Genomic DNA, 20316 nt, shown 5'->3' on the forward strand with positions numbered 1-20316 from the left:
TCAATCCATTAGATTGAGGTAGCACTGTTACTATTTCATTAATTTCTGTAATGCCAAATTTAGCTTTAAGACGTTTACGCGGGTCTCTCCAAATAAACCAAGCGCAGCACCTTCTGTTTGATCTTTAATCAATTGATTAAGTTTTTCTTTCGGAATATTCGTTAATTTTGAGATGCGATTCACCTGCACCGAGGCCGCCTTTGGACTAATATCAGGATCAAGCCCTGAACCTGAATTTGTCACTAAATCTATCGGTACTTCTGTAACTGGAACAGCTGGATTTTTTTCCTTCCAGTCCGCAATACTTTTCTCTACTCGCTTTGCTAAATCTGGATTAGATGGTGCATAGTTATTTGAACCAGATGCTTCAGCCTTATATTCAATACTAGAAACACGCCCTTGAAAATAACGTGAATCCGTGAAGTTTTGACCAATTAATTTAGAACCAATCACTTCATTTTTATCATTATATATTAGACTTCCATCCGCATTATCCTTCATCACTGCTTGTGCAATACCAGTAACAATAAGTGGGTATACAAGTCCACACAATACTAGAAATGTAAAAGTAATACGGATAATTGGTGATAGTATACTTTGTTTCTTCTCCATCTTTTTCCCCTCTTCCTTATATAAACAAGCCGACAATCATATCAATTACCTTAATTCCAATGAACGGAACGATAACTCCACCAAGCCCATAAATAAGTAAGTTTCGGCTAAGCAATGCATTAGAACTCATCGGTTTATATGCAATACCTTTCATCGCTAACGGAATGAGTAATGGAATAATAACAGCGTTAAATATTAATGCTGATAAAATCGCTGACAATGGTGATGTTAATTTCATAATGTTCAATGCTTCCATTTGCGGAATCGCAAGTGTAAACATTGCTGGAATGATTGCAAAATATTTCGCTATATCATTCGCAATACTAAACGTCGTTAACGCACCTCGCGTCATTAACAATTGCTTACCAATTCCTACAACCTCAATAATTTTCGTTGGATTCGAGTCTAGATCAATCATGTTGGCCGCTTCTTTCGCTGCTGTCGTACCACTGTTCATCGCTAATCCAACGTCGGCCTGCGCTAATGCCGGAGCATCATTTGTACCATCACCTGTCATCGCTACAAGTTTCCCTTTATCTTGCTCTGCTTTAATAACAGCAATTTTATCTTCCGGTTTACACTCAGCAACGAATTCATCTACTCCAGCTTCTTTTGCAATCGTTGCTGCCGTTAACGGATTATCACCTGTACACATAACCGTTTTAATCCCCATTTGGCGTAACTGTTCAAAACGCTCACGCATACCCGGTTTTACTGTATCCTTTAAATAAATTAAACCGTAAATACGATTATCTACTGCAACTACAAGTGGTGTTCCGCCCTCTTTTGAAATTAAGTCTGCTTTTTGATTTACATCTTTCGGAATTATTCCGCCTTGTGACTCAACCCATTCAATAACGGCACCTACAGCACCTTTTCTCACTTTCGTTCCGTCTTGTAAATCAACACCACTCATTCTCGTTTCTGCTTTAAACGGAACAAAATCACCTTGTTCTGCAAGTTCTCTATTATATGATATAGATTTTCCCTGCACATACTCGATAACAGATCGACCTTCTGGTGTTTCATCTAAAACAGAACTAATAGCGGCCCACTTTCCAACTTGCTCAATCGTTTCATTTCCTACAGGCAATAATGTATGAGCCATCCGGTTCCCAAAAGTAATTGTACCTGTTTTATCTAAAATAATTGTATTAATATCGCCAGCAGCTTCTACTGCTTTCCCCGACATCGCTAACACGTTAAACTTTGTCACACGGTCCATCCCAGCAATACCAATTGCCGATAATAGCCCACCAATTGTCGTTGGAATTAAACAAACTAATAATGCAACTAGCACAGCAGTATCAATTTGAAACCCTAAATAATTTGTAAAAATCGGCAACGTCACAACGACGATCAAGAAAATAAGAGTTAAGCTCGTTAATACTGTATTTAAAGCAATCTCATTCGGCGTTTTTTGACGAGCAGCTCCTTCTACTAAAGAAATCATTTTGTCGATAAATGATTCACCAGGATTACTCGTAATGACAATTGTAATTTCATCACTTACGACCATCGTTCCACCTGTTACGGAACAAAAATCACCGCCTGCTTCTTTTATAACAGGAGCTGATTCCCCTGTAATTGCAGATTCATCTACAGATGCTAATCCTTTGATTACTTCGCCATCATTCGGAATCATTTCTCCTTGTTTTACGATAACAACGTCACCTTTTCTAAGATCAGTTGCTGAAACTTGGACAATGTCTCCATTTTCTTTTACTACATTTGCAAACACATCTTTCTTCGACTGCTTTAAAGAATCGGCTTGCGCTTTACCACGACCTTCTGCTAATGCTTCTGCAAAATTCGCAAATAAAACTGTAAATAATAGAATGAGAGAAACTGTTATATTAAACCAACCTGGTATACTACTAGAACTACTTGGAAGAAAAGATAAAATGAACGTAATGATAAATCCAATTTCCACAACGAACATAATCGGATTCTTTATCATGACTTTCGGATTCAATTTCGCAACGGATTGCTTCATCGCATGTGTTACGATATCACGATCCATCGTTTTCGCTTGTCTAACTTCATCTTCTACAGCATGTATTTGTGACTCATTTAATTGTTTTTCTTTTACTACTACCGGTCTCATCATTTACCCTCCATTACTTCAATGTAAGAAATTCTGCAATTGGACCGAGTACTAACATCGGGAAGAATGTTAATGCACCGACAATTACAATTGTTCCGATGAAGATGCCACCAAATAAACTATTATCTGTACGGAACGTTCCGACTGTTTCTGGCACTACCGTTTTTTCTTTCAGCGAAGCTGCCACTGCTAGCATCGTAATTAAACTGAAGTAGCGTCCTAAAAACATAACTAAACCAGTCGTAATATTCCAAAACGGTGTATTATCTCCTAATCCTTCAAATCCAGATCCGTTATTCGCAGCTGACGATGTATATTCATATACAACTTGCGTTAAACCATGAAAACCGGAATGAGAGATAGCATCCGTCCCTAAATTTGTTGAAAGAGCTAATGCCGAAAATCCTAAAATGAGCAATGGATGAAATAAAATCGTGACCGCGATTAATTTCATTTCCTTACCTTCAATCTTTTTACCTAAAAACTCTGGTGTCCGTCCAACCATTAACCCAGATATAAACACCGCGATAATTGCATACATAATAATGTTTACAAAGCCTGCTCCAACGCCGCCATACACTGTATTTAACATCATATTTACAAGTGGAACTAGACCGCCAATTGGTGTTAACGTATCATGCATCGTATTAACAGCCCCAGTTTCAGCAGCTGTCGTTACTGTTGCGTATAGTGAAGAAAATACTGTTCCAAATCGTACTTCTTTCCCTTCTGTACTTCCTTGTACATGTTCGATACTCATTCCATTTAATGCCGGGTTCCCGTTTAGTTCAGATGTCGTAATCGTTATAAACCCTAGTAAAAATACCATAAATAGTGACACGAAAAGGATGCGACCTTGTTTTTTATTTCCTACCATTCGTCCGTACGTAAATGGAAGTGCTGTTGGTAATAACATCATAAGCATCATTTGCAAAATATTACTCATTTGCCCTGGATTTTCAAAAGGATGCGTAGAGTTTGCTCCGAAAAATCCACCGCCGTTATTTCCAAGTTCCTTAATGGAAACAAATGATGCAACAGGTCCACGTAATATACTTTGTTTTGCCCCATCAATCGTTTGTGCTGTAACCGCTCCATCTAACGTTTGCGGTACGCCAAGTGCGACAAAAACTAGTGCCGCAATAAATGCCATAGGAAGAAACACTCTCGTTAACGCTCTCGTAAAATCAACGAAAAAGTTACCAAGTTCTTTTCCAGCAAGTCCTCTTATAAAAGCCATAACGAGCGCTAATGTCGTTGCTGGTGCCGCAAACATTAAAAATGTAATCCCGATTAATTGTGATAAATAGGATAAACCATTTTCACCGCTATAATGCTGTAAATTTGTATCAGCCATAAAACTAATCGCTGTATTAAAAGCGAGCGTAGGCTCCATCCCTTCAATATGCGCTGGATTTAGCGGCAACACACCTTGTAATCTGAAAATGAAATATACAATAACAATCATAAATCCGTTGAGTAAAACTAATGATAATGCGTACTGTTTCCACGTTTGATTGTATTCTTTTACACCCGTAATTTTAAAAATAAGTTTTTCAAAAGGCCCGAATACTTTATCTAGCATTTTGCTACCTTGAAAAGCTTTTTCTAAATAAATCCCCATTGGCTTTGCTACTAAAATAAACAAGAGCATTGTAATAATGACTGCAACCCAAATCATAATGAATGATTCCCCCCTAATTAAAACTTCTCTGGATTTAATAATGCATACACTAAATACACTGTAATTGCTGCGACAATAACTGATAAGACAATCATCATGATTGCTTTCCTTCTTTCACAACTTTATCTGACCAACTTGCAAGACTTGCCATTGATGCAACTAATAAAATAAAAATCCCGACCATTACAACATCTAACATAGCTATCCCTCGCTTTGTTTTTGTTAAAATTTACCATCTGAATATTAAAAAAGAACACTGAGCTCTACTCAGTGTTCAAAAAATGAACAACAAAAAGTAAACCTCCTCTCTAAACGCTTACGAGGTTAGCTGTCGGATTCGGGCCTAAAGAGTAGCCCTACTTTCAAAACTGAAAGATTCACCCCAAGTGACGATGCACAAAATTGGTTCCCCCGCTCCATTTCTGGAACTCAGCGATTTTAGGTTTTTTTGGAAATTTTATGAATGATTTATGAGAGTAAATATACTCCTCTATATTTCACTTGTAAAGGGGTAAATTACTGAAAATAATAATATTTACATTCATTTAAACGCTTACATTGAAGATTATTACTATTATTTCATCTATTTTCTTTATTTCTCTTCTCTTTTCTTAAAAATGACCTTTTAAATATGAAATAAAAAGAGCGAATGAGATGAAGTGCATAGCTTGTTGCACTCAGCATTCGCTCTTTTTATTCAACCTTTATTCTCCTCGTAAAAATGCACGTAAATTTCTCCCGCGAATATAAACTTGTGTCAATTCTGCATGTAGCTGCTCATACTCGGTAATATCCACCTCTAAATACAAAGCATCTTTTGATGGTAATATAATATACGGCCCTGGAAAAAGGGGATCGATCTGAACCAATTCTTGAACTCGCTCTACCGATACTGCCCAACGATTTGCTATATCTCCAAGTAATAATACCTTCATCATTTCTTCCCCCGCCCTATTCAAAAAATAAAAAAGAAATATTATCACAATTTGTAAACACGACAAACTTAGCTCCAATTGTTTCATAGAGCCTCGCTGGATATCGTTTATTCCTTGTAACAACAGTAATAGGTGCTTGAAAAGAAAAGCGAATGTGTTCTGTGAAAAAACTAACGATTGGAAGCTCATCCCCTAGTAAAATCACCTTCTTAATACACTCACAAATACTAGTAAAGTCCTGCTCCTTACTGCAGCTATAAGTCCAATCAAACCCACAATTCCTAACTTCAGCCGCTATCTCTTCATTTGCTGTAAAAATAATTAACTCATGTTGAAATGATACTAGATCTCTTAAACTATCTACCTTACTTTCTTCTCCAACACAAATAAGTGTTAGTTCCATGTACCTCATCCTCCTTAGTATAAAAGAAATCAAACATAGATTGATATTCCCCTATACTAATCAGATCGATGAAGTGATGTATCCATCATGGCACCGTCCTCTCTCAAGACGCTTACGAAGTTAGCTGTCGGATTCGGACTTTGAGAGTAGCCCTACTTTCAAACTTGAAAGATTCACCCCTAGTGCCTACGCACAAATTGGTTCCTCCGCTCCATATAATTGGACTCAGCGTTTACAAAAAAATGTATTCTGGCTGATATATTACTCCTGTATTTTGAAAAAGTAAACAGAAAAAAAGCCAGTTATAAAACTGGCTTTTCACTTACCTATGCACGCGTTCTATTCACTTTATATGCAAAATGATTCGTCGGTCCATGGCCACTACCAATATTCAATGGCTCTTCAATTGCTATACTAATAAATCGTTTTGCTTCTTGAACAGCATCTTGAATTGAGTATCCTTTCGCAAGTCCTGCTGTAACCGCTGAAGCAAATGTACACCCACTTCCATGCGTTTGCTTTGAAGGAATTCGCTCGCTTCTAAACTCAATAAATTCTTCTCCATCAAAGAGGAAATCAATTACTTCATTACCTTGATATTCTGCATGTCCGCCCTTCATAAGCACATATTTAGCACCTAATTCGTGCAATACTTTTGCAGCTTCCTTACTATCTTCAACATTATGAATCTCCATCCCAGTTAACACTTCTGCTTCTGGGACATTCGGTGTTATAACAGTTGCTACTGGTAATAAATATTCTTTTAATGCTTGAACTGCTTCTTGCTGTAATAATGATGCACCGCCTTTTGCAATCATAACGGGATCTAGCACAATATTATTCCAGCCAAACTTTTTAATTTGTTCTGCAACAATTTGAATTATTTCACTACTAAATAACATTCCTAGTTTCACTGCATCTGGTGTTAAATCCGTACCAATTGAATTCAACTGTTCTGTAATACCTTCTAACGGAACAGGATATACCCCTTGAACGCCAAGCGTGTTTTGAGCAGTAATTGCCGTAATAGCCGTCATTCCGTATACACCAAGCTCTTGGAATGTTTTTAAATCTGCCTGAATTCCAGCACCGCCGCCGCTATCAGACCCTGCAATTGTTAAAGCTTTATTCACTTTCATCCCACTCATCCTTTTCTATCCAAAATAGCGATGATAAATCGTTTTTGCTTCGCTTATATCTTTCGTTCCATGTACGAGCACACGGCCATCTTTAAAGGCGACTAACCTCTTGTCTTCAATAGAAAATGATAGTAAATATGGATTTATATTTAAATCATTCACACGACCTTCCAACAACTCTTTATATTGTTCAAAATTCATTTCCTCTTTATGAGGTGGTCTAATTTGAACTGTATTTCGCCCGCATAAAACTGCTGTTTTTGATGTGTTCTCTTTATTTAAATACGGATATAATGCATTCTCTCCGCATGAAGGACAATTATGCTGGCGAAGCTTTTGCACATTCATACATGAATACTCATTCTTCCACATATCAAACGATACAAGCCCATCTCGAAGTGATTCGTAATCTTCTACTAACAGTTTAAGAGCTTCTGTTACTTGATGAGAAACGACAAGAGATACAGCAGGTGATATAATACCCGCTGTATCACATGTTGCCCCGCCAAGCGGAATCGACTGTAATAAACATGATAAACATGGTGTTTTACTAGGAAGGATTGTGTAAGAAAGACCGTAACTACCTACACATGCACCGTAAATCCATGGAATAGAATATTTTTGTGCTATATCATTCACAATAAAGCGTGTTTCAAAATTATCAGTCGCATCAATAATTACATCAACATTTGTAACAAGTTCTTCTAGCTCTTCAGCTGTTACATCTTGAACGAGAGCTTCTATTGTTACATCACTATTAATCTCTTCTAAACGTTTTTTAGCCGCTATAGCTTTTGGAAGATTATTCTTTACGTCGCTCTCTGCATACAATTGTTGTCTTTGTAAATTACTCCAATCTACATAATCACGGTCAACAATTGTTATCTTGCCAACACCTGCTCTTACAAACATCTCTGCATTTGCACTACCTAATGCACCTGCACCGATAATAAGCACATGCTTTTCTCTTATCTTTTGCTGTCCTTCTTCTCCAATTGGAGAAAATAGTTCTTGGCGAGAATATCGATTATTCAACTACGCTCATTCCTTCTAAAGGACTACTTGCCGTTGCACAACGCTTGCGTGCAATACGACCTGCTTCAAATCCTAAACGACCTGCTTCAATACTTAATTTCATTGCTTGTGCCATTTTAATAGGATCTTTTGCTCCTGATACAGCTGTATTTAATAACACGCCATCTGCTCCTAATTCCATTGCAAATGCTGCATCAGCTGGGCTACCAATACCGGCATCAACGATAACTGGTACTGTTGCTTGTTCAATAATGAAGCTCAAATTTAATGGATTTACAATACCAAGTCCTGATCCGATTGGAGATGCTCCTGGCATAATCGCATGCACGCCAAGCTCTTGTAATTTACGTGCTAATACAACATCATTAGATGTATACGGAAGTACGATAAATCCTTCTTCCAGTAACATTTCAGATGCCTTTAACGTTTCTACCGGATCAGGTAATAACGTTCTATCATCACCAATAACTTCTACCTTTATCATGTCACAAAGCCCAGAGGCTTTTGCTAATTTTGCAATACGAACAGCCTCTTCAGCGTTTTTTGCTCCTGCTGTATTTGGTAATAACGTATATTTTTTCACATCAAGTTTCTCTAATAAATTAGGTTGCTTTGCATCAAAGATATCCATACGACGTACTGCAAACGTTAAAATTTCAGCTTCAGAAACGTCAATTGCCTTTTGCTGTACGTCAAAATCAGGGAATTTACCTGTTCCTAATAAAAGTCTAGAATGAAATGAAAATGGTCCAATGTTTAACATAATCAACCGCCTCCTACGAAAGTTACAATCTCAATTTGGTCTCCATCAAAAACAGATGTATCTGTATGATCATCTTTTTGTAAAATATCTTTATTACGCTCTACTACAACAATTCTGTTATCTAACTCTAAATGTGTAAGTAGCTCAGCTACTGTTTTTACACTCGCTGGCACTTCAATTTGGTTACCATTAATTTTTAAATTCAAACTTCCATCCCCTTTCTAAACGCTTCTAGAAAGCAATGAATCTAGCAAATGATTCTCTTGCTTTCCTTCTATTAAATCGGCCATATATTGACCAGAAATAGGACTTAATAAAATACCGTTTCGATAATGGCCCGTGCAAGCATATAAACCTTTTATTTCTTCATGCTCTCCCATATAAGGAGCTTCATGATTCGATTGTGGTCGTAATCCTGCCCACGTGCTTTCCCATTCTGCTTCTTTTAAAGCTGGCAATATTGTATAAGCACGCTCTAATATAGAAGTTATACTTTCTGGCTGCACAGTTTTATTGAACGTATGTGGCTTCATTGTTGCCCCAATTACGTAACGTCCACCGCGCTTTGGAGTAATGTAAAATCTTTCTTGAAAAATAGGTGCTTTTAAAAGTTGTTTTCTACTTCTTACCGCAACCACTTCTCCCTTAACTGGATATGTACCCCAATCACGGTGAAAATAACCTAGTAACTTCGTGCTCCATGAACCACCTGCAATAACGACTTTCTCACATGTGACAATACCTTCACTTGTAATAACTCCAGTCACTTTATTATTTTCAATACGGATATCAAATACTTCTGCCTGTTCATATATATCAGCACCGGAAATTGCCGCAGAATGTGCGAATGCTTTCGTAAGCTCTGGTGCAATAACATGACCGTCTTTCGGATAATATACTGCTCCTATAATAGATTCGGATAGATATGGCTCTTTTTCCCGCACATGGTCTCCCGTTAGAAAATAAGAATCTTCACCTGTTTTCTGCTGCCAATCCATAATGTGAAGAATTCTTTCCTTCTCATCTGCATTTTGAGCAATACGATAAATTCCTTTTTCTTCATATCCAATATCAATACCCGTCTTTTCACGTAAAACTGCTGCAAGTTGTGGAAATATAGCACGGCTTTCTCTAGCAAGGTCAAATAGCGGGTCATATTCATCCCATTCTGCCTGCACCCCAAGTAAACCAGCGGCTGCTTTCGAGGCTTCAGATGCAATCTGTTGCTTCTCTACAATCGCTACTTTATGTCCTCTTTCTGCTAGAAAATGTGCAACTGAACTACCAATTACACCACCGCCAATTATCGCTACATCATACTTCTTACACATGTTTTTCCGCCCACTTTCTTATTGATTCCTTATAAGATTTCGCTTTGCTATACGGGTTACTACTACTTATAATCCCAGACATAACTGCTATACCACTTACACCGTTAGTAAGAACATCCACTGTGTTTTCTGGGGTAATTCCTCCAATTGCTGTAATCGGTATAGATAAACACCTTGCAATGTCTGAAATTTCTTCAAGCCCTCTCGCTGGCACACCTTTTTTACAATCTGTCGGAAATACATGGCCATAAACGAGTGAATCCGCTCCATTTTTAAAAGCTACTATTGCTTCATCTAGCGAATGCACAGAATAACCGACATGCAAATACGAAAACTTTTCTTTCACTGACTTTACATCTGTACTTCGATATCCTAGTTGAACACGAGGTATATTTAATAAAATTGCAATATCAATTCGATCGTTTATGACAATTTTAGAAGCCGGAAAGCCCTCCATTAATAGACTTTCCACACCTTCATATAATTCCTTCGTACTCTTCTCACGCTCACGAATATGCAAATAATCAATCTCACTCTCAATTTGCATCGCTACATTCACTAACTCTTCGAATGGCATATGGCCATTTGAGATTACGTGGAGCTCATTTTTCATATTCATTCGCCTACTTTAAAATATTTTCGAATAGTTCATCGGCTGGGACGGTTTCTTTCGTCATTCCTTTGTCCTTCAGCCACTTATTTTGTTTCTCCCAAGATTCTTTTGAATCTGATAAAAATGGCTCATCTTTCGTTTCCATCTTCTCTAATAAAATTTTCATACTTTCCTTTTCAACTTCTGGCACAAGTGGGAAGTTTTCTTTTTCTTGATGATTTAATAAAATATTCAATGCTTCATCTGGGTTTTTCTTCATGAAATCATAGCCCTTTTTCGTACCACGTAAGAAAGCTTGCAACGCTTCTTTATCTTTTTTCAACGTTTTATCACCTGTTACAAACACAAGCTCATGGTAGTTTGGTACTCCGTAATCAGCTGGATTAAAGTACGCTGGTTCATGGCCTTCATGACGCATAACAGGTACTTCATGGTTAATGTATGCCCCTGTTACCGCATCTACTTTCTTCGTAATTAATGCTGGTACTAAATCAAATCCAACATCAACTACTTTCACTGTATCAGGATTACCACCAGCTTCTTTTACCATCGTTTTTAAATACATCTCACTTAAAGGTGTTCCAGAGTATCCTACTGTTTTTCCTTCTAAATCTTTCGGTGATTGAATGCCCGCTGATTTCAGTGATACAACATGATTTAATGGTGAACGTACGACAGCTCCAATTGATTTCACTGGAATTTGCTCATTCGCTCTCGCCATAACAACATCTGGCTGATAATACAAGCCAACTGTTACCTTCCCTGCTGCTGCCAGCGTTAATGGATCAGTCGGATTAGAAGGGAATTTAATATTTACCTTTACACCTTCTTCTTTAAAGTATCCTTTTTCAATTGCTGCATAGATAAAGCTATGTACCGCATTTGGATACCAATCTAACATGACTGTTATTTCTTTCTCTTTTTTACTTTTGTCTGATGCTGAATTACTCGAACATCCTGCAATTATTGCAATTAATAATGTAAACACAAAGATGCGCTTTAAAAATTTCATGAATACTTCCTCCAACTAATGAATTTCTTTTCTAATATGGAAATAATTACGACGAAGAAAATAGCTAATAATGATAACAATACAATAGGTGCAAATACGCCAGCTCCATCTAACTGCGTCATCATTCTCTTACTGAAATATCCAAGCCCAGCTTGTGCACCGAGCCATTCTCCAATTGCTGCTCCGATAACACTAAGCGGAACTGCAATTTTTAAAGCTGAGAAAAAATAAGGAAGAGCAGACGGCAACTTTAATTTAAGAAAAATATCTCTTTTTGTTGCTCCATATGTAACTAAGAGCTCCTCCCATTCTTTTTTCGTACTACGCAGTCCATCATACGTATTGACCGCAATTGGGAAAAACGTAATTAAAACTGTGACAACAACCTTACTCCAAATTGTGTATCCAAACCATAAAACAAATAGCGGAGCAAGCGCAGTAATCGGAATCGTTTGTGAAGCAACTAATAATGGATAAAATGCTCTCTCCATCCATGTACTCGCATTCATTAACATCGCTAGCCCTACACCTAATACGATAGAGATAACAACACCTATTAAAACGACGTATAACGTTGCAGGTAAATGAACTGTAAATAATATGTCTTTTAGTTTCCATATCTTCATTACAATCGCAGAAGGTGACGGTAAAATGTACATCTCATCTACAATTCTTGCTCCTATTTCCCACACAGCTAGTAAAATACTAGAAAGTGTAATAGCAGGAACTAATTCTTTCAATCGGTTCATCACACAAGTACCTGCCTTTGTAACATACTAAGAAGCTCATCTTTCAGCGCTAATACTTCCGGTTTATATAAATCTTTTCGTGTTCTGTTATAATCAAGCGGTACAGTCCGCTCAGTCAAAGTCGTTATCGGCTGCTGTTCCACTACTAAAACTCGGTTTGAAAGAAATAACGCTTCGTCAACATCATGAGTAATGAATAAAATTGTTTTTTCCCACTCTTGCCATTGTTCAAACAACCATTCTTGCAAAGAGGTCTTCGTTAAAGCATCCAACGCACTAAATGGTTCATCTAACAGCAATATTTCCCCGCCTGTTAATAAAGTTCGAATAAAAGATACACGTTGTCTCATACCACCAGATAAATCTTTCGGATATTTTTTCTCATACCCTTGCAAACCAAATTTATGTAACAGTTCCTTTGCCTTTACTTGTGCTTCTTTCTTCTGTACACCTTGGCACTCTAGCGGCAGGGCAGCATTCTCAATAATTGTTCTCCACGGCAAAAGCATATCTTTTTGCGGCATATATCCTACAGGATGGTGCTTTGTTTCTGTCAGTTCTATCTGTCCAGTACTTACCTTTTCTAGACCTGTAATAAGGCGAAATAAAGTACTTTTCCCACATCCACTCGGTCCGATAATACTGACAAACTCTTTCTCATGTATAGAAGCATTTAATTCATGGATGATTGGTTTCTCATCGTAAAGAAAAGAAACATTATGAAACTGTAGTATGTTCTTGCTCCTCAAATCCCCACATCTCCTTACGATAGGACATATCCCAGAATAAATATTCAAATCGACTGGAATATAAGAAAATCTCCTCTAATCTTTCTAGTTCTGTCTCAGACTTTCCCACTGCCATTTCATTTAATAAATCTATTAACCAAATACACAGATTACCGTATTCTTCCGAACTATATCCTTGAATCCACTCACCAAAAAACTCATGATCTCTTGCTCCAGGAATATCATTTAAACGCTTTCCAATTTCCCAATAGCTCCACATACATGGAAGAAGCGCTGCTATTAATTCCGCAAGTGTGCCATTTTGAGATACAGACATCATGTAATTTGTATAAGCTAAATTTTTAGCAGATGGTTTCGCAGACTCTATCTCCTCTATAGAAATTCCAAGTCTTTTTGCATATTGTTTATGGATTGTCATTTCGCCATTTAATATTCCATCAATTTGTTCAGCGAACTTTCCCATTACTTGTGGATTCGTTGCTTTTACAACACCAATCGCATATAACTTTGCATAATCTAGCAGATATAAATAATCTTGAATAATATAATACTGGAATTTATTTTTTTCTAACGTGCCATCTCCCATACCTACTACAAACGGATGATTATGACTCATCTCCCAAACCGGTTGCACAGTTTCTAATAATCTATCGCAAAATTTCATTTCTCTATCCCCTTTCAATATATGTATCTAAATAAAAAACCACTTCTATATATAAGAAGTGGTTACAGCAAATAAAGTTATACATTTATTCGATGTTCCACTTCCCTTCGCTAGTATTACCTAGATCAGGTGTTGTAAGGGTTAAGGATTATTCCTCTCTCAGCAAATCAAGCACCCCTAGTGGTTTCAATATGAAATTTTTAAATAAAAAAGCCCCGTTTCTATACGCAAAGAAACGGGGACTCATTGTTAGTGTCCGAATTGCTTCCCTACGCTAGCATAATCTAGATCAGGTAATAAAAAGGATCAAAGGCTTACGGCCTACTCTCAGCTGGCAACACCAGCTCTCCTAGCAAACTATAAAATTATCACTGTCAGTATAACACCCTAATAAGACATCATCAACTTTTTTAATTTTCTTAATTATCAACATAATATCAAAGTTATACAATACATACATTCTATTTTAGAAAATAAAACCCCAATTAATTGCATAAGAAGGAATCATTATCCTCAAAAAATTTATTTTTATATTGATTTCATATTACATTTATGTGAATACACCCACTATATTATATCTTTATACTATAATAAAATTACAACTATACAACTAGAGGAGGTCTCTATTCCATGAATATGAAAGCTACTGCTTTAACAGCAACTACTGTAGCGATTGCTTCTTTACTTCCTTCTATGGGTGAAACAAATGTACAAAAAGCAAACGCTGAACAATTATCTAATATTAAAACTGGGTATGTCAAAGTCGATCAAGTAGCATTACATACAGAAGATAACGTAAAAAGCACATCAATTGATACAATTCGCTTTAATACAAAAGTGAACATCCTTGAAACAACTAATGAGTGGTATAAAGTATCTGTTCATAATAAAGTAGGTTATGTACAAAAAGATACTATTTTACTAAAAAACAAACTTCATTCTAATGATCAATACATCGTTAATGCTAATGCATTAAACGTTCGCTCTGAACCTAATTTAGAATCTTCCATTTTAGATGTATTACCAAATGGCAAGTTTATTACCGTTCAAGAAGATCAAGGCGAATGGTATAAAATATCGCATAATGGCCAAACAGGTTACGTACAAAAAGCATTCATCTCTAATGGTTCACAACCCTTAGTAAAAGGAATCACCGTTCAAAATAATACAAAATATACTGTTGCAACACCTAATCTAAATGTACGTAGCAACGCTAGTACAAGTAGCGCTCTACTCGGTTCATTACAAAACGGTACACAAGTACAAGTAGTAGAAACTGTAGGAACTTGGTATAAAATTCGTTTTGGCACAGGATACGGATATGTAGCAAAACACTATGTAGTACAAAATCAACCACAAGCTAAAACAGATCAACCTTCATCAATTCCAGCTGCTTTCAAATTCCCTGCTCAAGGAAGAATTAGCTCAACCTTTGATATACGCTGGGAACAAATGCATTATGGTATAGATATTGCCGCTCCAGGAAACGTCTCTATCCAAGCTGCTGCTGCAGGTAAAGTTGTGAAATCTTATTATTCAGCTAGCTATGGCAATGTTGTTTTCATTGCGCATCAAATCAATGGGAAATTATATACAACTGTTTATGCTCATATGAAGGATCGCACTGTACAAGCTGGTGATCAAGTACAAACTGGACAATTAATAGGTCATATGGGAAACACAGGTCATTCATACGGGCAACATCTTCATTTTGAATTACATAATGGAGAATGGAATTTTGAAAAAACAAATGCAGTAAATCCACTGCCATATTTAGTTAGGTAAATTGTATGCCACGCAATATACCTCTTATAATTGAATACGTAGCCTTTTTAGGTTTAATCTGCTGTTTAATCATTTACAATACAAACATTGTATTTTTATCTATTATTATTGCTTTTGTTGCATTAGAAATTATGATGGAATCATTTCAAGTGCAACTAAAACAAAAAATTGCCCATATTTATAATGCTATATTTCTTTTGAGTGCTCTCATAACAAATATAATTAGTAATGGCTTTTATTTATCTACTGTATTTCCAGTATTCTTTATGGCTGTTTTATTATTTGTAGCTAGATATATTAATGTCCCTTATAAACAAAAACAAGAACAAGAAGCTTAGAAAGAGGAGACACTGTGTACCAATCTTTCAAAGATACTCCAATAAAATACATATTGAATTTGTATAAGAAAGCCAATAATTTTTTTGGTATACAAGGAAGTTATACTGAACAACTTCTCCTATATGGAATGTTGTTTCTTGTCTTAATCACTTTCTCCTTGTTTTACTAACAAAAAAGGATCTCACATAAACTGGAGATCCTTTTTAATTTATATTAATTTTTCATATCGAAAATATTGTTTATCCACAAGCATATTTTTCATAAATAAAGCTCAGATTATATTTTTTCTCTAAGCTCATTCGTTGTTCGTCATCGCACCAATAGAAAAGAATATCATGAATCGTTGCGTAACGCTTATTTTTAAGAAATAGCCTAAAGAATGATGGTAAACAATCATGTAATTGTATAAATATATAATTGCGTAGTGTTTCTTCTTTATATTCAATTCCCTTACAAATATACAGTAATTCTTCACAATAATATGCATGCTGTGGAACTTGTATCATTTCGAAAAATGGCACATAAGATAGTAGCTTTCCAATAAAATGACCGTATCGATCCATTACTCCTATCGTCATATGCTCCATCATTTCTTTCATCACATATAAATAATCATCTACATGCGTTGTCTTTAATGGGTCTAAGCGATCGGAAATTTGAGATAATACAGCTCTTTGACATGCTAAAACTGCCTGACTAGGTCCATAATATGATAGGAAATCTGTACACTTACGATATTTCCGTAATAAATCATGTGTATACAAATCATATACAAAAGTATTACAATACATTGCTAAACTCATCATATCACTATTTAATTGCTCTTTTGATAATGATTTCGCTCTCTTGCACATATAAAAGAATGTAAATTCCAATACTTCTTTATGAGATAATAAATGTTTACAATCGGTTATACACTTCTCATTAAATTTAACTCTATCCCAAATTTCAATATCCCTATCTGTCAATTCACCTATACGATATTTAATAATTAAATAATTTAAAGCAACTGATTGCGTCAAAAGATCCCATGTTTCATATTCCAATGAAGTATGAACAAACTCAGCTAATCCTTGCGCTATCATAAAATCATTTGCCTCTTCATACCAACCAATCTCTTGGCATAAGCGAAGGATACGCACTAAAGTTGGAATTTCATCTTTATGAAACTGCGGTAATTTCTTTGCTTTATTCATGCCATATACGATAAATGCCGCTAAATTTTCTTCTTTATAAAATTCTTTTTCTTTCCATACTAATATAGTTCGTTCTTTCCCCTGACCTTTTGGGTGACAAGGTACAAGCAAAGAAAATAATTCAGCGAAATTATTTGGTTCTATATATGTATCTGTAACCAAATTCCAATTTGGATCGCCCTGTACAGCCTTCATATAATTCCCCTTCCCTTTTCATCTATGTAGGAAATATTAATTTATTATCGCACCACTAAAAATTAATATTGTTATATTCAAAATCCCTCATAATACTTATATCTATCAGTATATCATCTTTTCTCTTATTAAAAATGAAGAATAACAAATTAAAAAAAACTGTCGAAATTATTAACCGTATCCTTATTATATAATGTCTCAGATACATCACGCTAACATATTAGTTTAATCCATATATACTAGAATAATGTATCTGAACTTTATATATAATTTAGCTCTTTATGAGTGACCATTAGACTCTCGGTTAATAAAAGTTTCAATTTACTCTGTATGCTCTGAGATTTCGCTCAAGGCAAATCCAGCTTGATCATCTGCTGATTCCCTTATAGCTAAATCTCCTAGTGCTAACATGCCAATAAGTTGACCACTATCAACTACTGGTAATCGTCTAATTTGATGCTGTGCCATTAGCTCTGTAGCTTTTTCAATAGAATCATTTGGAGAAACTGAGATAATATTTGTTGTCATTACATTTGTAATTTTATTAGATCCAGGATGTTTTTCAGCAATCCCTCGAACGACTAAATCACGATCAGTAACAAGCCCAACAACTTGCTCATTTTCAACAACAGGAATTAATCCAACTGATTCTTCCTTCATTTTAACAGCTGCCTCATATACATTGTCTAGCGGTGTACAATGTACAATATGGGTACTCATTAAGTCTCTAACTCGTGTCATTATTTATTTCCTCCTTTTTATACATACCATAGCTTTTCCAAAATTCCTTTATTTATTTCTGGAAAGTAACGTAATAAAAAGGATTAACAAAATAAAAAAGAGCCAGCATAATGCTGACTCTTTTTTGTATGACCCGTACGGGATTCGAACCCGTGTTACCGCCGTGAAAGGGCGGTGTCTTAACCACTTGACCAACGGGCCATGGCTCCGCAGGTAGGACTCGAACCTACGACCGATCGGTTAACAGCCGATAGCTCTACCACTGAGCTACTGCGGAATAATATATGGTGGGCCTAAATGGACTCGAACCATCGACCTCACGCTTATCAGGCGTGCGCTCTAACCAGCTGAGCTATAGGCCCATATACTTTACAGGGGCAGTAGGAATCGAACCCACACTGGAGGTTTTGGAGACCTCAGTTCTACCTTTAAACTATGCCCCTAAATGATGCCGGCTAGAGGACTTGAACCCCCAACCTACTGATTACAAGTCAGTTGCTCTACCAATTGAGCTAAGCCGGCATAAAAAAAATGGTGGCTCGGGACGGAATCGAACCGCCGACACGAGGATTTTCAGTCCTCTGCTCTACCGACTGAGCTACCGAGCCAACATAAATGGCGGTCCCGACCGGGGTCGAACCGGCGATCTCCTGCGTGACAGGCAGGCATGTTAACCACTACACCACGGGACCATTTGGTTGCGGGGACAGGATTTGAACCTGCGACCTTCGGGTTATGAGCCCGACGAGCTACCGTGCTGCTCCACCCCGCGACAATATAAAGTTTTAAAAATGGAGGAGGTAGAGGGATTCGAACCCCCGCGCGACTCTCGCCGCCTGTCGGTTTTCAAGACCGATCCCTTCAGCCGAACTTGGGTATACCTCCATGAAGGAAAAATAAATATTTTATTATTATATGTCTAAACCATTAAAAAAAAATGGAGGAGGTAGAGGGATTCGAACCCCCGCGCGATTCTCACCGCCTGTCGGTTTTCAAGACCGATCCCTTCAGCCGAACTTGGGTATACCTCCGAGACATATATTAAATAAAGTGGAGCCTAGCGGGATCGAACCGCTGACCTCCTGCGTGCAAGGCAGGCGCTCTCCCAGCTGAGCTAAGGCCCCATGTTTTTTGGGAATATCGGGAAGACAGGATTTGAACCTGCGACCCCCTGGTCCCAAACCAGGTGCTCTACCAAGCTGAGCCACTTCCCGTTAATAAAAGCGCGCCCGAGAGGAGTCGAACCCCTAACCTCTTGATCCGTAGTCAAACGCTCTATCCAATTGAGCTACGGGCGCATATGGTGCCGAGGGCGGGGGTCGAACCCGCACGGTGGTCACCCACCGCAGGATTTTAAGTCCTGTGCGTCTGCCTGTTCCGCCACCCCGGCATGTCATATTGAAAATTGGAGCGGAAGACGGGATTCGAACCCGCGACCCCAACCTTGGCAAGGTTGTATTCTACCACTGAACTACTTCCGCAAGACATGTATGAGTTATTTTATTAAAAGTGCGGGTGAAGGGAGTCGAACCCCCACGCCAAAGGCGCTAGATCCTAAGTCTAGTGCGTCTGCCAATTCCGCCACACCCGCATATTTCATTAAAATGGTGAGCCATGAAGGACTCGAACCTTCGACCCTCTGATTAAAAGTCAGATGCTCTACCAACTGAGCTAATGGCTCTTAATGGCTGGGCTAGCTGGATTCGAACCAGCGCATGACGGAGTCAAAGTCCGTTGCCTTACCGCTTGGCTATAGCCCATTAATTAAGAATGGTGGAGGGGGGCAGATTCGAACTGCCGAACCCGAAGGAGCGGATTTACAGTCCGCCGCGTTTAGCCACTTCGCTACCCCTCCGACATATATGGTGGAGGATGACGGGATCGAACCGCCGACCCCCTGCTTGTAAGGCAGGTGCTCTCCCAGCTGAGCTAATCCTCCATTTTGCCTGGCAACGTCCTACTCTCACAGGGACAAGGTCCCAACTACCATCGGCGCTAGAGAGCTTAACTTCCGTGTTCGGTATGGGAACGGGTGTGACCTCTCTGCCATCATTACCAGACTGTATTCATTTAAGACAAGAATCATTGTAACTTATTTAACTTTTAAAGTCAACAAGTTTTTTATATTCTTTCAAAACTAGATAACATTGCTTCATATTATATGGTTAAGTCCTCGATCTATTAGTATTCGTCAGCTCCACATGTCACCATGCTTCCACCTCGAACCTATCAACCTGATCATCTTTCAGGGATCTTACTAGCTT

21 protein-coding genes, 20 tRNA genes, 2 rRNA genes and 4 riboswitches are annotated in these 20316 nt (G+C 37.5%); of the genes, 2 read left to right on the plus strand and 41 right to left on the minus strand.

Annotation, left to right across the window (positions count from 1 at the left end):
• Window positions 1-30 precede the first annotated feature (30 nt).
• From kdpC to tenA, 17 genes are all read right to left on the minus strand, one after another.
• The gene (gene kdpC, locus ACTFR8_RS19760) at window positions 31-612 is read right to left on the minus strand and encodes a K(+)-transporting ATPase subunit C (RefSeq protein WP_252209806.1); all 582 of its coding nucleotides are present in this window, start codon (window positions 610-612) and stop codon (window positions 31-33) included.
• Window positions 613-628: 16 nt separating this feature from the next.
• Window positions 629-2719 carry a potassium-transporting ATPase subunit KdpB gene (gene kdpB, locus ACTFR8_RS19765; protein WP_050821635.1) on the minus strand — a complete coding sequence of 697 codons (2091 nt, stop codon included), beginning with the start codon at window positions 2717-2719 and terminating at the stop codon, window positions 629-631.
• 13 nt (window positions 2720-2732) lie between these two features.
• Window positions 2733-4400 (minus strand): potassium-transporting ATPase subunit KdpA, encoded by a 1668-nt coding sequence (gene kdpA / locus ACTFR8_RS19770; protein ID WP_050821633.1) that lies wholly within the window; start codon window positions 4398-4400, stop codon window positions 2733-2735.
• Between the two features lie 20 nt (window positions 4401-4420).
• Complete coding sequence (kdpF, locus tag ACTFR8_RS19775) at window positions 4421-4501, minus strand: K(+)-transporting ATPase subunit F (RefSeq protein WP_000973728.1); 81 nt, start codon at window positions 4499-4501, stop codon at window positions 4421-4423.
• Window positions 4498-4602 carry a SipW-dependent-type signal peptide-containing protein gene (locus ACTFR8_RS19780; RefSeq protein WP_000887894.1) on the minus strand — a complete coding sequence of 35 codons (105 nt, stop codon included), beginning with the start codon at window positions 4600-4602 and terminating at the stop codon, window positions 4498-4500. Before ACTFR8_RS19780 ends, kdpF begins: the two co-directional genes overlap by 4 nt.
• A gap of 100 nt (window positions 4603-4702) precedes the next feature.
• Window positions 4703-4848, minus strand: a riboswitch (cyclic di-AMP (ydaO/yuaA leader).
• Window positions 4849-5107: 259 nt separating this feature from the next.
• The gene (locus tag ACTFR8_RS19785) at window positions 5108-5341 is read right to left on the minus strand and encodes a hypothetical protein (RefSeq protein WP_001985933.1); all 234 of its coding nucleotides are present in this window, start codon (window positions 5339-5341) and stop codon (window positions 5108-5110) included.
• A gap of 13 nt (window positions 5342-5354) precedes the next feature.
• Complete coding sequence (locus ACTFR8_RS19790) at window positions 5355-5741, minus strand: hypothetical protein (protein WP_000424067.1); 387 nt, start codon at window positions 5739-5741, stop codon at window positions 5355-5357.
• Window positions 5742-5834: 93 nt separating this feature from the next.
• Window positions 5835-5982, minus strand: a riboswitch (cyclic di-AMP (ydaO/yuaA leader).
• Between the two features lie 85 nt (window positions 5983-6067).
• Complete coding sequence (gene thiD, locus ACTFR8_RS19795; protein ID WP_000867377.1) at window positions 6068-6880, minus strand: bifunctional hydroxymethylpyrimidine kinase/phosphomethylpyrimidine kinase; 813 nt, start codon at window positions 6878-6880, stop codon at window positions 6068-6070.
• 15 nt (window positions 6881-6895) lie between these two features.
• Window positions 6896-7915, minus strand: coding sequence for a thiazole biosynthesis adenylyltransferase ThiF (thiF, locus tag ACTFR8_RS19800; RefSeq protein WP_001065422.1), 1020 nt, complete (start codon window positions 7913-7915; stop codon window positions 6896-6898).
• On the minus strand, window positions 7908-8678 hold the full coding sequence (thiG, locus tag ACTFR8_RS19805; RefSeq protein WP_252209805.1) for a thiazole synthase: 771 nt from the start codon (window positions 8676-8678) through the stop codon (window positions 7908-7910). Before thiG ends, thiF begins: the two co-directional genes overlap by 8 nt.
• Window positions 8679-8680: 2 nt before the next feature.
• Window positions 8681-8884, minus strand: coding sequence for a sulfur carrier protein ThiS (gene thiS, locus ACTFR8_RS19810; RefSeq protein ID WP_001049502.1), 204 nt, complete (start codon window positions 8882-8884; stop codon window positions 8681-8683).
• A gap of 15 nt (window positions 8885-8899) precedes the next feature.
• Window positions 8900-10009 (minus strand): glycine oxidase ThiO, encoded by a 1110-nt coding sequence (gene thiO / locus ACTFR8_RS19815; RefSeq protein WP_000335182.1) that lies wholly within the window; start codon window positions 10007-10009, stop codon window positions 8900-8902.
• The gene (gene tenI / locus ACTFR8_RS19820; protein WP_000787169.1) at window positions 10002-10622 is read right to left on the minus strand and encodes a thiazole tautomerase TenI; all 621 of its coding nucleotides are present in this window, start codon (window positions 10620-10622) and stop codon (window positions 10002-10004) included. The genes thiO and tenI overlap by 8 nt, the downstream gene beginning before the upstream one ends.
• A gap of 10 nt (window positions 10623-10632) precedes the next feature.
• Window positions 10633-11634, minus strand: a complete 1002-nt coding sequence (locus ACTFR8_RS19825; protein WP_000670416.1) for an ABC transporter substrate-binding protein — start codon at window positions 11632-11634, stop codon at window positions 10633-10635.
• The gene (locus tag ACTFR8_RS19830; protein ID WP_001080856.1) at window positions 11631-12383 is read right to left on the minus strand and encodes an ABC transporter permease; all 753 of its coding nucleotides are present in this window, start codon (window positions 12381-12383) and stop codon (window positions 11631-11633) included. The genes ACTFR8_RS19825 and ACTFR8_RS19830 overlap by 4 nt, the downstream gene beginning before the upstream one ends.
• Complete coding sequence (locus ACTFR8_RS19835) at window positions 12383-13132, minus strand: ABC transporter ATP-binding protein (protein WP_252209804.1); 750 nt, start codon at window positions 13130-13132, stop codon at window positions 12383-12385. The genes ACTFR8_RS19830 and ACTFR8_RS19835 overlap by 1 nt, the downstream gene beginning before the upstream one ends.
• Complete coding sequence (gene tenA, locus ACTFR8_RS19840) at window positions 13101-13796, minus strand: thiaminase II (RefSeq protein WP_000666841.1); 696 nt, start codon at window positions 13794-13796, stop codon at window positions 13101-13103. Before tenA ends, ACTFR8_RS19835 begins: the two co-directional genes overlap by 32 nt.
• 85 nt (window positions 13797-13881) lie before the next feature.
• Window positions 13882-13985: riboswitch (TPP riboswitch) on the minus strand.
• 60 nt (window positions 13986-14045) lie between these two features.
• Window positions 14046-14157: riboswitch (TPP riboswitch) on the minus strand.
• Between the two features lie 269 nt (window positions 14158-14426).
• Between tenA and ACTFR8_RS19845 the strand changes: the two genes are divergently transcribed.
• Window positions 14427-15581, plus strand: a complete 1155-nt coding sequence (locus ACTFR8_RS19845; RefSeq protein ID WP_001056034.1) for an SH3 domain-containing protein — start codon at window positions 14427-14429, stop codon at window positions 15579-15581.
• A gap of 5 nt (window positions 15582-15586) precedes the next feature.
• The gene (locus tag ACTFR8_RS19850) at window positions 15587-15919 is read left to right on the plus strand and encodes a hypothetical protein (RefSeq protein WP_001137821.1); all 333 of its coding nucleotides are present in this window, start codon (window positions 15587-15589) and stop codon (window positions 15917-15919) included.
• A gap of 240 nt (window positions 15920-16159) precedes the next feature.
• Here ACTFR8_RS19850 and ACTFR8_RS19855 read toward each other — a convergent pair whose 3' ends face one another.
• The 24 genes from ACTFR8_RS19855 to ACTFR8_RS19970 all read right to left on the minus strand — a co-directional run.
• Window positions 16160-17311, minus strand: a complete 1152-nt coding sequence (locus tag ACTFR8_RS19855) for a DUF3965 domain-containing protein (RefSeq protein WP_000648920.1) — start codon at window positions 17309-17311, stop codon at window positions 16160-16162.
• Between the two features lie 321 nt (window positions 17312-17632).
• Complete coding sequence (locus ACTFR8_RS19860; RefSeq protein ID WP_000199010.1) at window positions 17633-18052, minus strand: CBS domain-containing protein; 420 nt, start codon at window positions 18050-18052, stop codon at window positions 17633-17635.
• Window positions 18053-18181: 129 nt separating this feature from the next.
• Window positions 18182-18253, minus strand: a tRNA-Glu gene (locus ACTFR8_RS19865).
• Between the two features lies 1 nt (window position 18254).
• A tRNA-Asn gene (locus ACTFR8_RS19870) sits at window positions 18255-18329 on the minus strand.
• A gap of 8 nt (window positions 18330-18337) precedes the next feature.
• Window positions 18338-18414 (minus strand) — tRNA-Ile (locus tag ACTFR8_RS19875).
• A 10-nt stretch (window positions 18415-18424) separates the two neighbouring features.
• Window positions 18425-18495 (minus strand) — tRNA-Trp (locus ACTFR8_RS19880).
• A 6-nt stretch (window positions 18496-18501) separates the two neighbouring features.
• Window positions 18502-18574 (minus strand) — tRNA-Thr (locus ACTFR8_RS19885).
• A gap of 10 nt (window positions 18575-18584) precedes the next feature.
• Window positions 18585-18660: transfer RNA gene (locus ACTFR8_RS19890), tRNA-Phe, on the minus strand.
• 8 nt (window positions 18661-18668) lie between these two features.
• Window positions 18669-18744, minus strand: a tRNA-Asp gene (locus tag ACTFR8_RS19895).
• A gap of 3 nt (window positions 18745-18747) precedes the next feature.
• A tRNA-Met gene (locus ACTFR8_RS19900) sits at window positions 18748-18824 on the minus strand.
• Between the two features lie 20 nt (window positions 18825-18844).
• Window positions 18845-18937, minus strand: a tRNA-Ser gene (locus ACTFR8_RS19905).
• 53 nt (window positions 18938-18990) lie between these two features.
• Window positions 18991-19083: transfer RNA gene (locus tag ACTFR8_RS19910), tRNA-Ser, on the minus strand.
• 20 nt (window positions 19084-19103) lie between these two features.
• Window positions 19104-19176 (minus strand) — tRNA-Ala (locus tag ACTFR8_RS19915).
• Between the two features lie 16 nt (window positions 19177-19192).
• Window positions 19193-19266, minus strand: a tRNA-Pro gene (locus ACTFR8_RS19920).
• 10 nt (window positions 19267-19276) lie between these two features.
• A tRNA-Arg gene (locus ACTFR8_RS19925) sits at window positions 19277-19350 on the minus strand.
• Window positions 19351-19353: 3 nt separating this feature from the next.
• A tRNA-Leu gene (locus tag ACTFR8_RS19930) sits at window positions 19354-19442 on the minus strand.
• A 16-nt stretch (window positions 19443-19458) separates the two neighbouring features.
• Window positions 19459-19533: transfer RNA gene (locus ACTFR8_RS19935), tRNA-Gly, on the minus strand.
• 29 nt (window positions 19534-19562) lie between these two features.
• Window positions 19563-19643, minus strand: a tRNA-Leu gene (locus ACTFR8_RS19940).
• Window positions 19644-19657: 14 nt separating this feature from the next.
• Window positions 19658-19733: transfer RNA gene (locus tag ACTFR8_RS19945), tRNA-Lys, on the minus strand.
• Window positions 19734-19737: 4 nt separating this feature from the next.
• Window positions 19738-19812, minus strand: a tRNA-Gln gene (locus tag ACTFR8_RS19950).
• Between the two features lie 11 nt (window positions 19813-19823).
• Window positions 19824-19907: transfer RNA gene (locus ACTFR8_RS19955), tRNA-Tyr, on the minus strand.
• Window positions 19908-19915: 8 nt separating this feature from the next.
• Window positions 19916-19991: transfer RNA gene (locus ACTFR8_RS19960), tRNA-Val, on the minus strand.
• A 5-nt stretch (window positions 19992-19996) separates the two neighbouring features.
• Window positions 19997-20112, minus strand: a 5S ribosomal RNA gene (gene rrf, locus ACTFR8_RS19965).
• A gap of 101 nt (window positions 20113-20213) precedes the next feature.
• Window positions 20214-20316: ribosomal RNA gene (locus tag ACTFR8_RS19970) — 23S ribosomal RNA — on the minus strand; the annotation flags it as partial.

This window comes from Bacillus cereus group sp. MYBK15-3 (assembly GCF_051916765.1).
GTDB lineage: Bacteria > Bacillota > Bacilli > Bacillales > Bacillaceae_G > Bacillus_A > Bacillus_A cereus.

Coding starts and splice junctions, on each gene's coding strand:
- ACTFR8_RS19825 (WP_000670416.1), bottom strand. CDS start 11,634: ATGAAATTTTTAAAGCGCATCTTTGTGTTTACATTATTAATTGCAATA.
- tenA (WP_000666841.1), bottom strand. CDS start 13,796: ATGAAATTTTGCGATAGATTATTAGAAACTGTGCAACCGGTTTGGGAG.
- ACTFR8_RS19850 (WP_001137821.1), top strand. CDS start 15,587: ATGCCACGCAATATACCTCTTATAATTGAATACGTAGCCTTTTTAGGT.
- ACTFR8_RS19855 (WP_000648920.1), bottom strand. CDS start 17,311: ATGAAGGCTGTACAGGGCGATCCAAATTGGAATTTGGTTACAGATACA.
- thiO (WP_000335182.1), bottom strand. CDS start 10,009: ATGTGTAAGAAGTATGATGTAGCGATAATTGGCGGTGGTGTAATTGGT.
- ACTFR8_RS19785 (WP_001985933.1), bottom strand. CDS start 5,341: ATGATGAAGGTATTATTACTTGGAGATATAGCAAATCGTTGGGCAGTA.
- thiD (WP_000867377.1), bottom strand. CDS start 6,880: ATGAAAGTGAATAAAGCTTTAACAATTGCAGGGTCTGATAGCGGCGGC.
- kdpC (WP_252209806.1), bottom strand. CDS start 612: ATGGAGAAGAAACAAAGTATACTATCACCAATTATCCGTATTACTTTT.
- kdpF (WP_000973728.1), bottom strand. CDS start 4,501: ATGATGATTGTCTTATCAGTTATTGTCGCAGCAATTACAGTGTATTTA.
- ACTFR8_RS19860 (WP_000199010.1), bottom strand. CDS start 18,052: ATGACACGAGTTAGAGACTTAATGAGTACCCATATTGTACATTGTACA.
- kdpA (WP_050821633.1), bottom strand. CDS start 4,400: ATGATTTGGGTTGCAGTCATTATTACAATGCTCTTGTTTATTTTAGTA.
- ACTFR8_RS19790 (WP_000424067.1), bottom strand. CDS start 5,741: ATGGAACTAACACTTATTTGTGTTGGAGAAGAAAGTAAGGTAGATAGT.
- kdpB (WP_050821635.1), bottom strand. CDS start 2,719: ATGAGACCGGTAGTAGTAAAAGAAAAACAATTAAATGAGTCACAAATA.
- tenI (WP_000787169.1), bottom strand. CDS start 10,622: ATGAAAAATGAGCTCCACGTAATCTCAAATGGCCATATGCCATTCGAA.
- ACTFR8_RS19830 (WP_001080856.1), bottom strand. CDS start 12,383: ATGAACCGATTGAAAGAATTAGTTCCTGCTATTACACTTTCTAGTATT.
- ACTFR8_RS19780 (WP_000887894.1), bottom strand. CDS start 4,602: ATGTTAGATGTTGTAATGGTCGGGATTTTTATTTTATTAGTTGCATCA.
- ACTFR8_RS19845 (WP_001056034.1), top strand. CDS start 14,427: ATGAATATGAAAGCTACTGCTTTAACAGCAACTACTGTAGCGATTGCT.
- thiG (WP_252209805.1), bottom strand. CDS start 8,678: ATGTTAAACATTGGACCATTTTCATTTCATTCTAGACTTTTATTAGGA.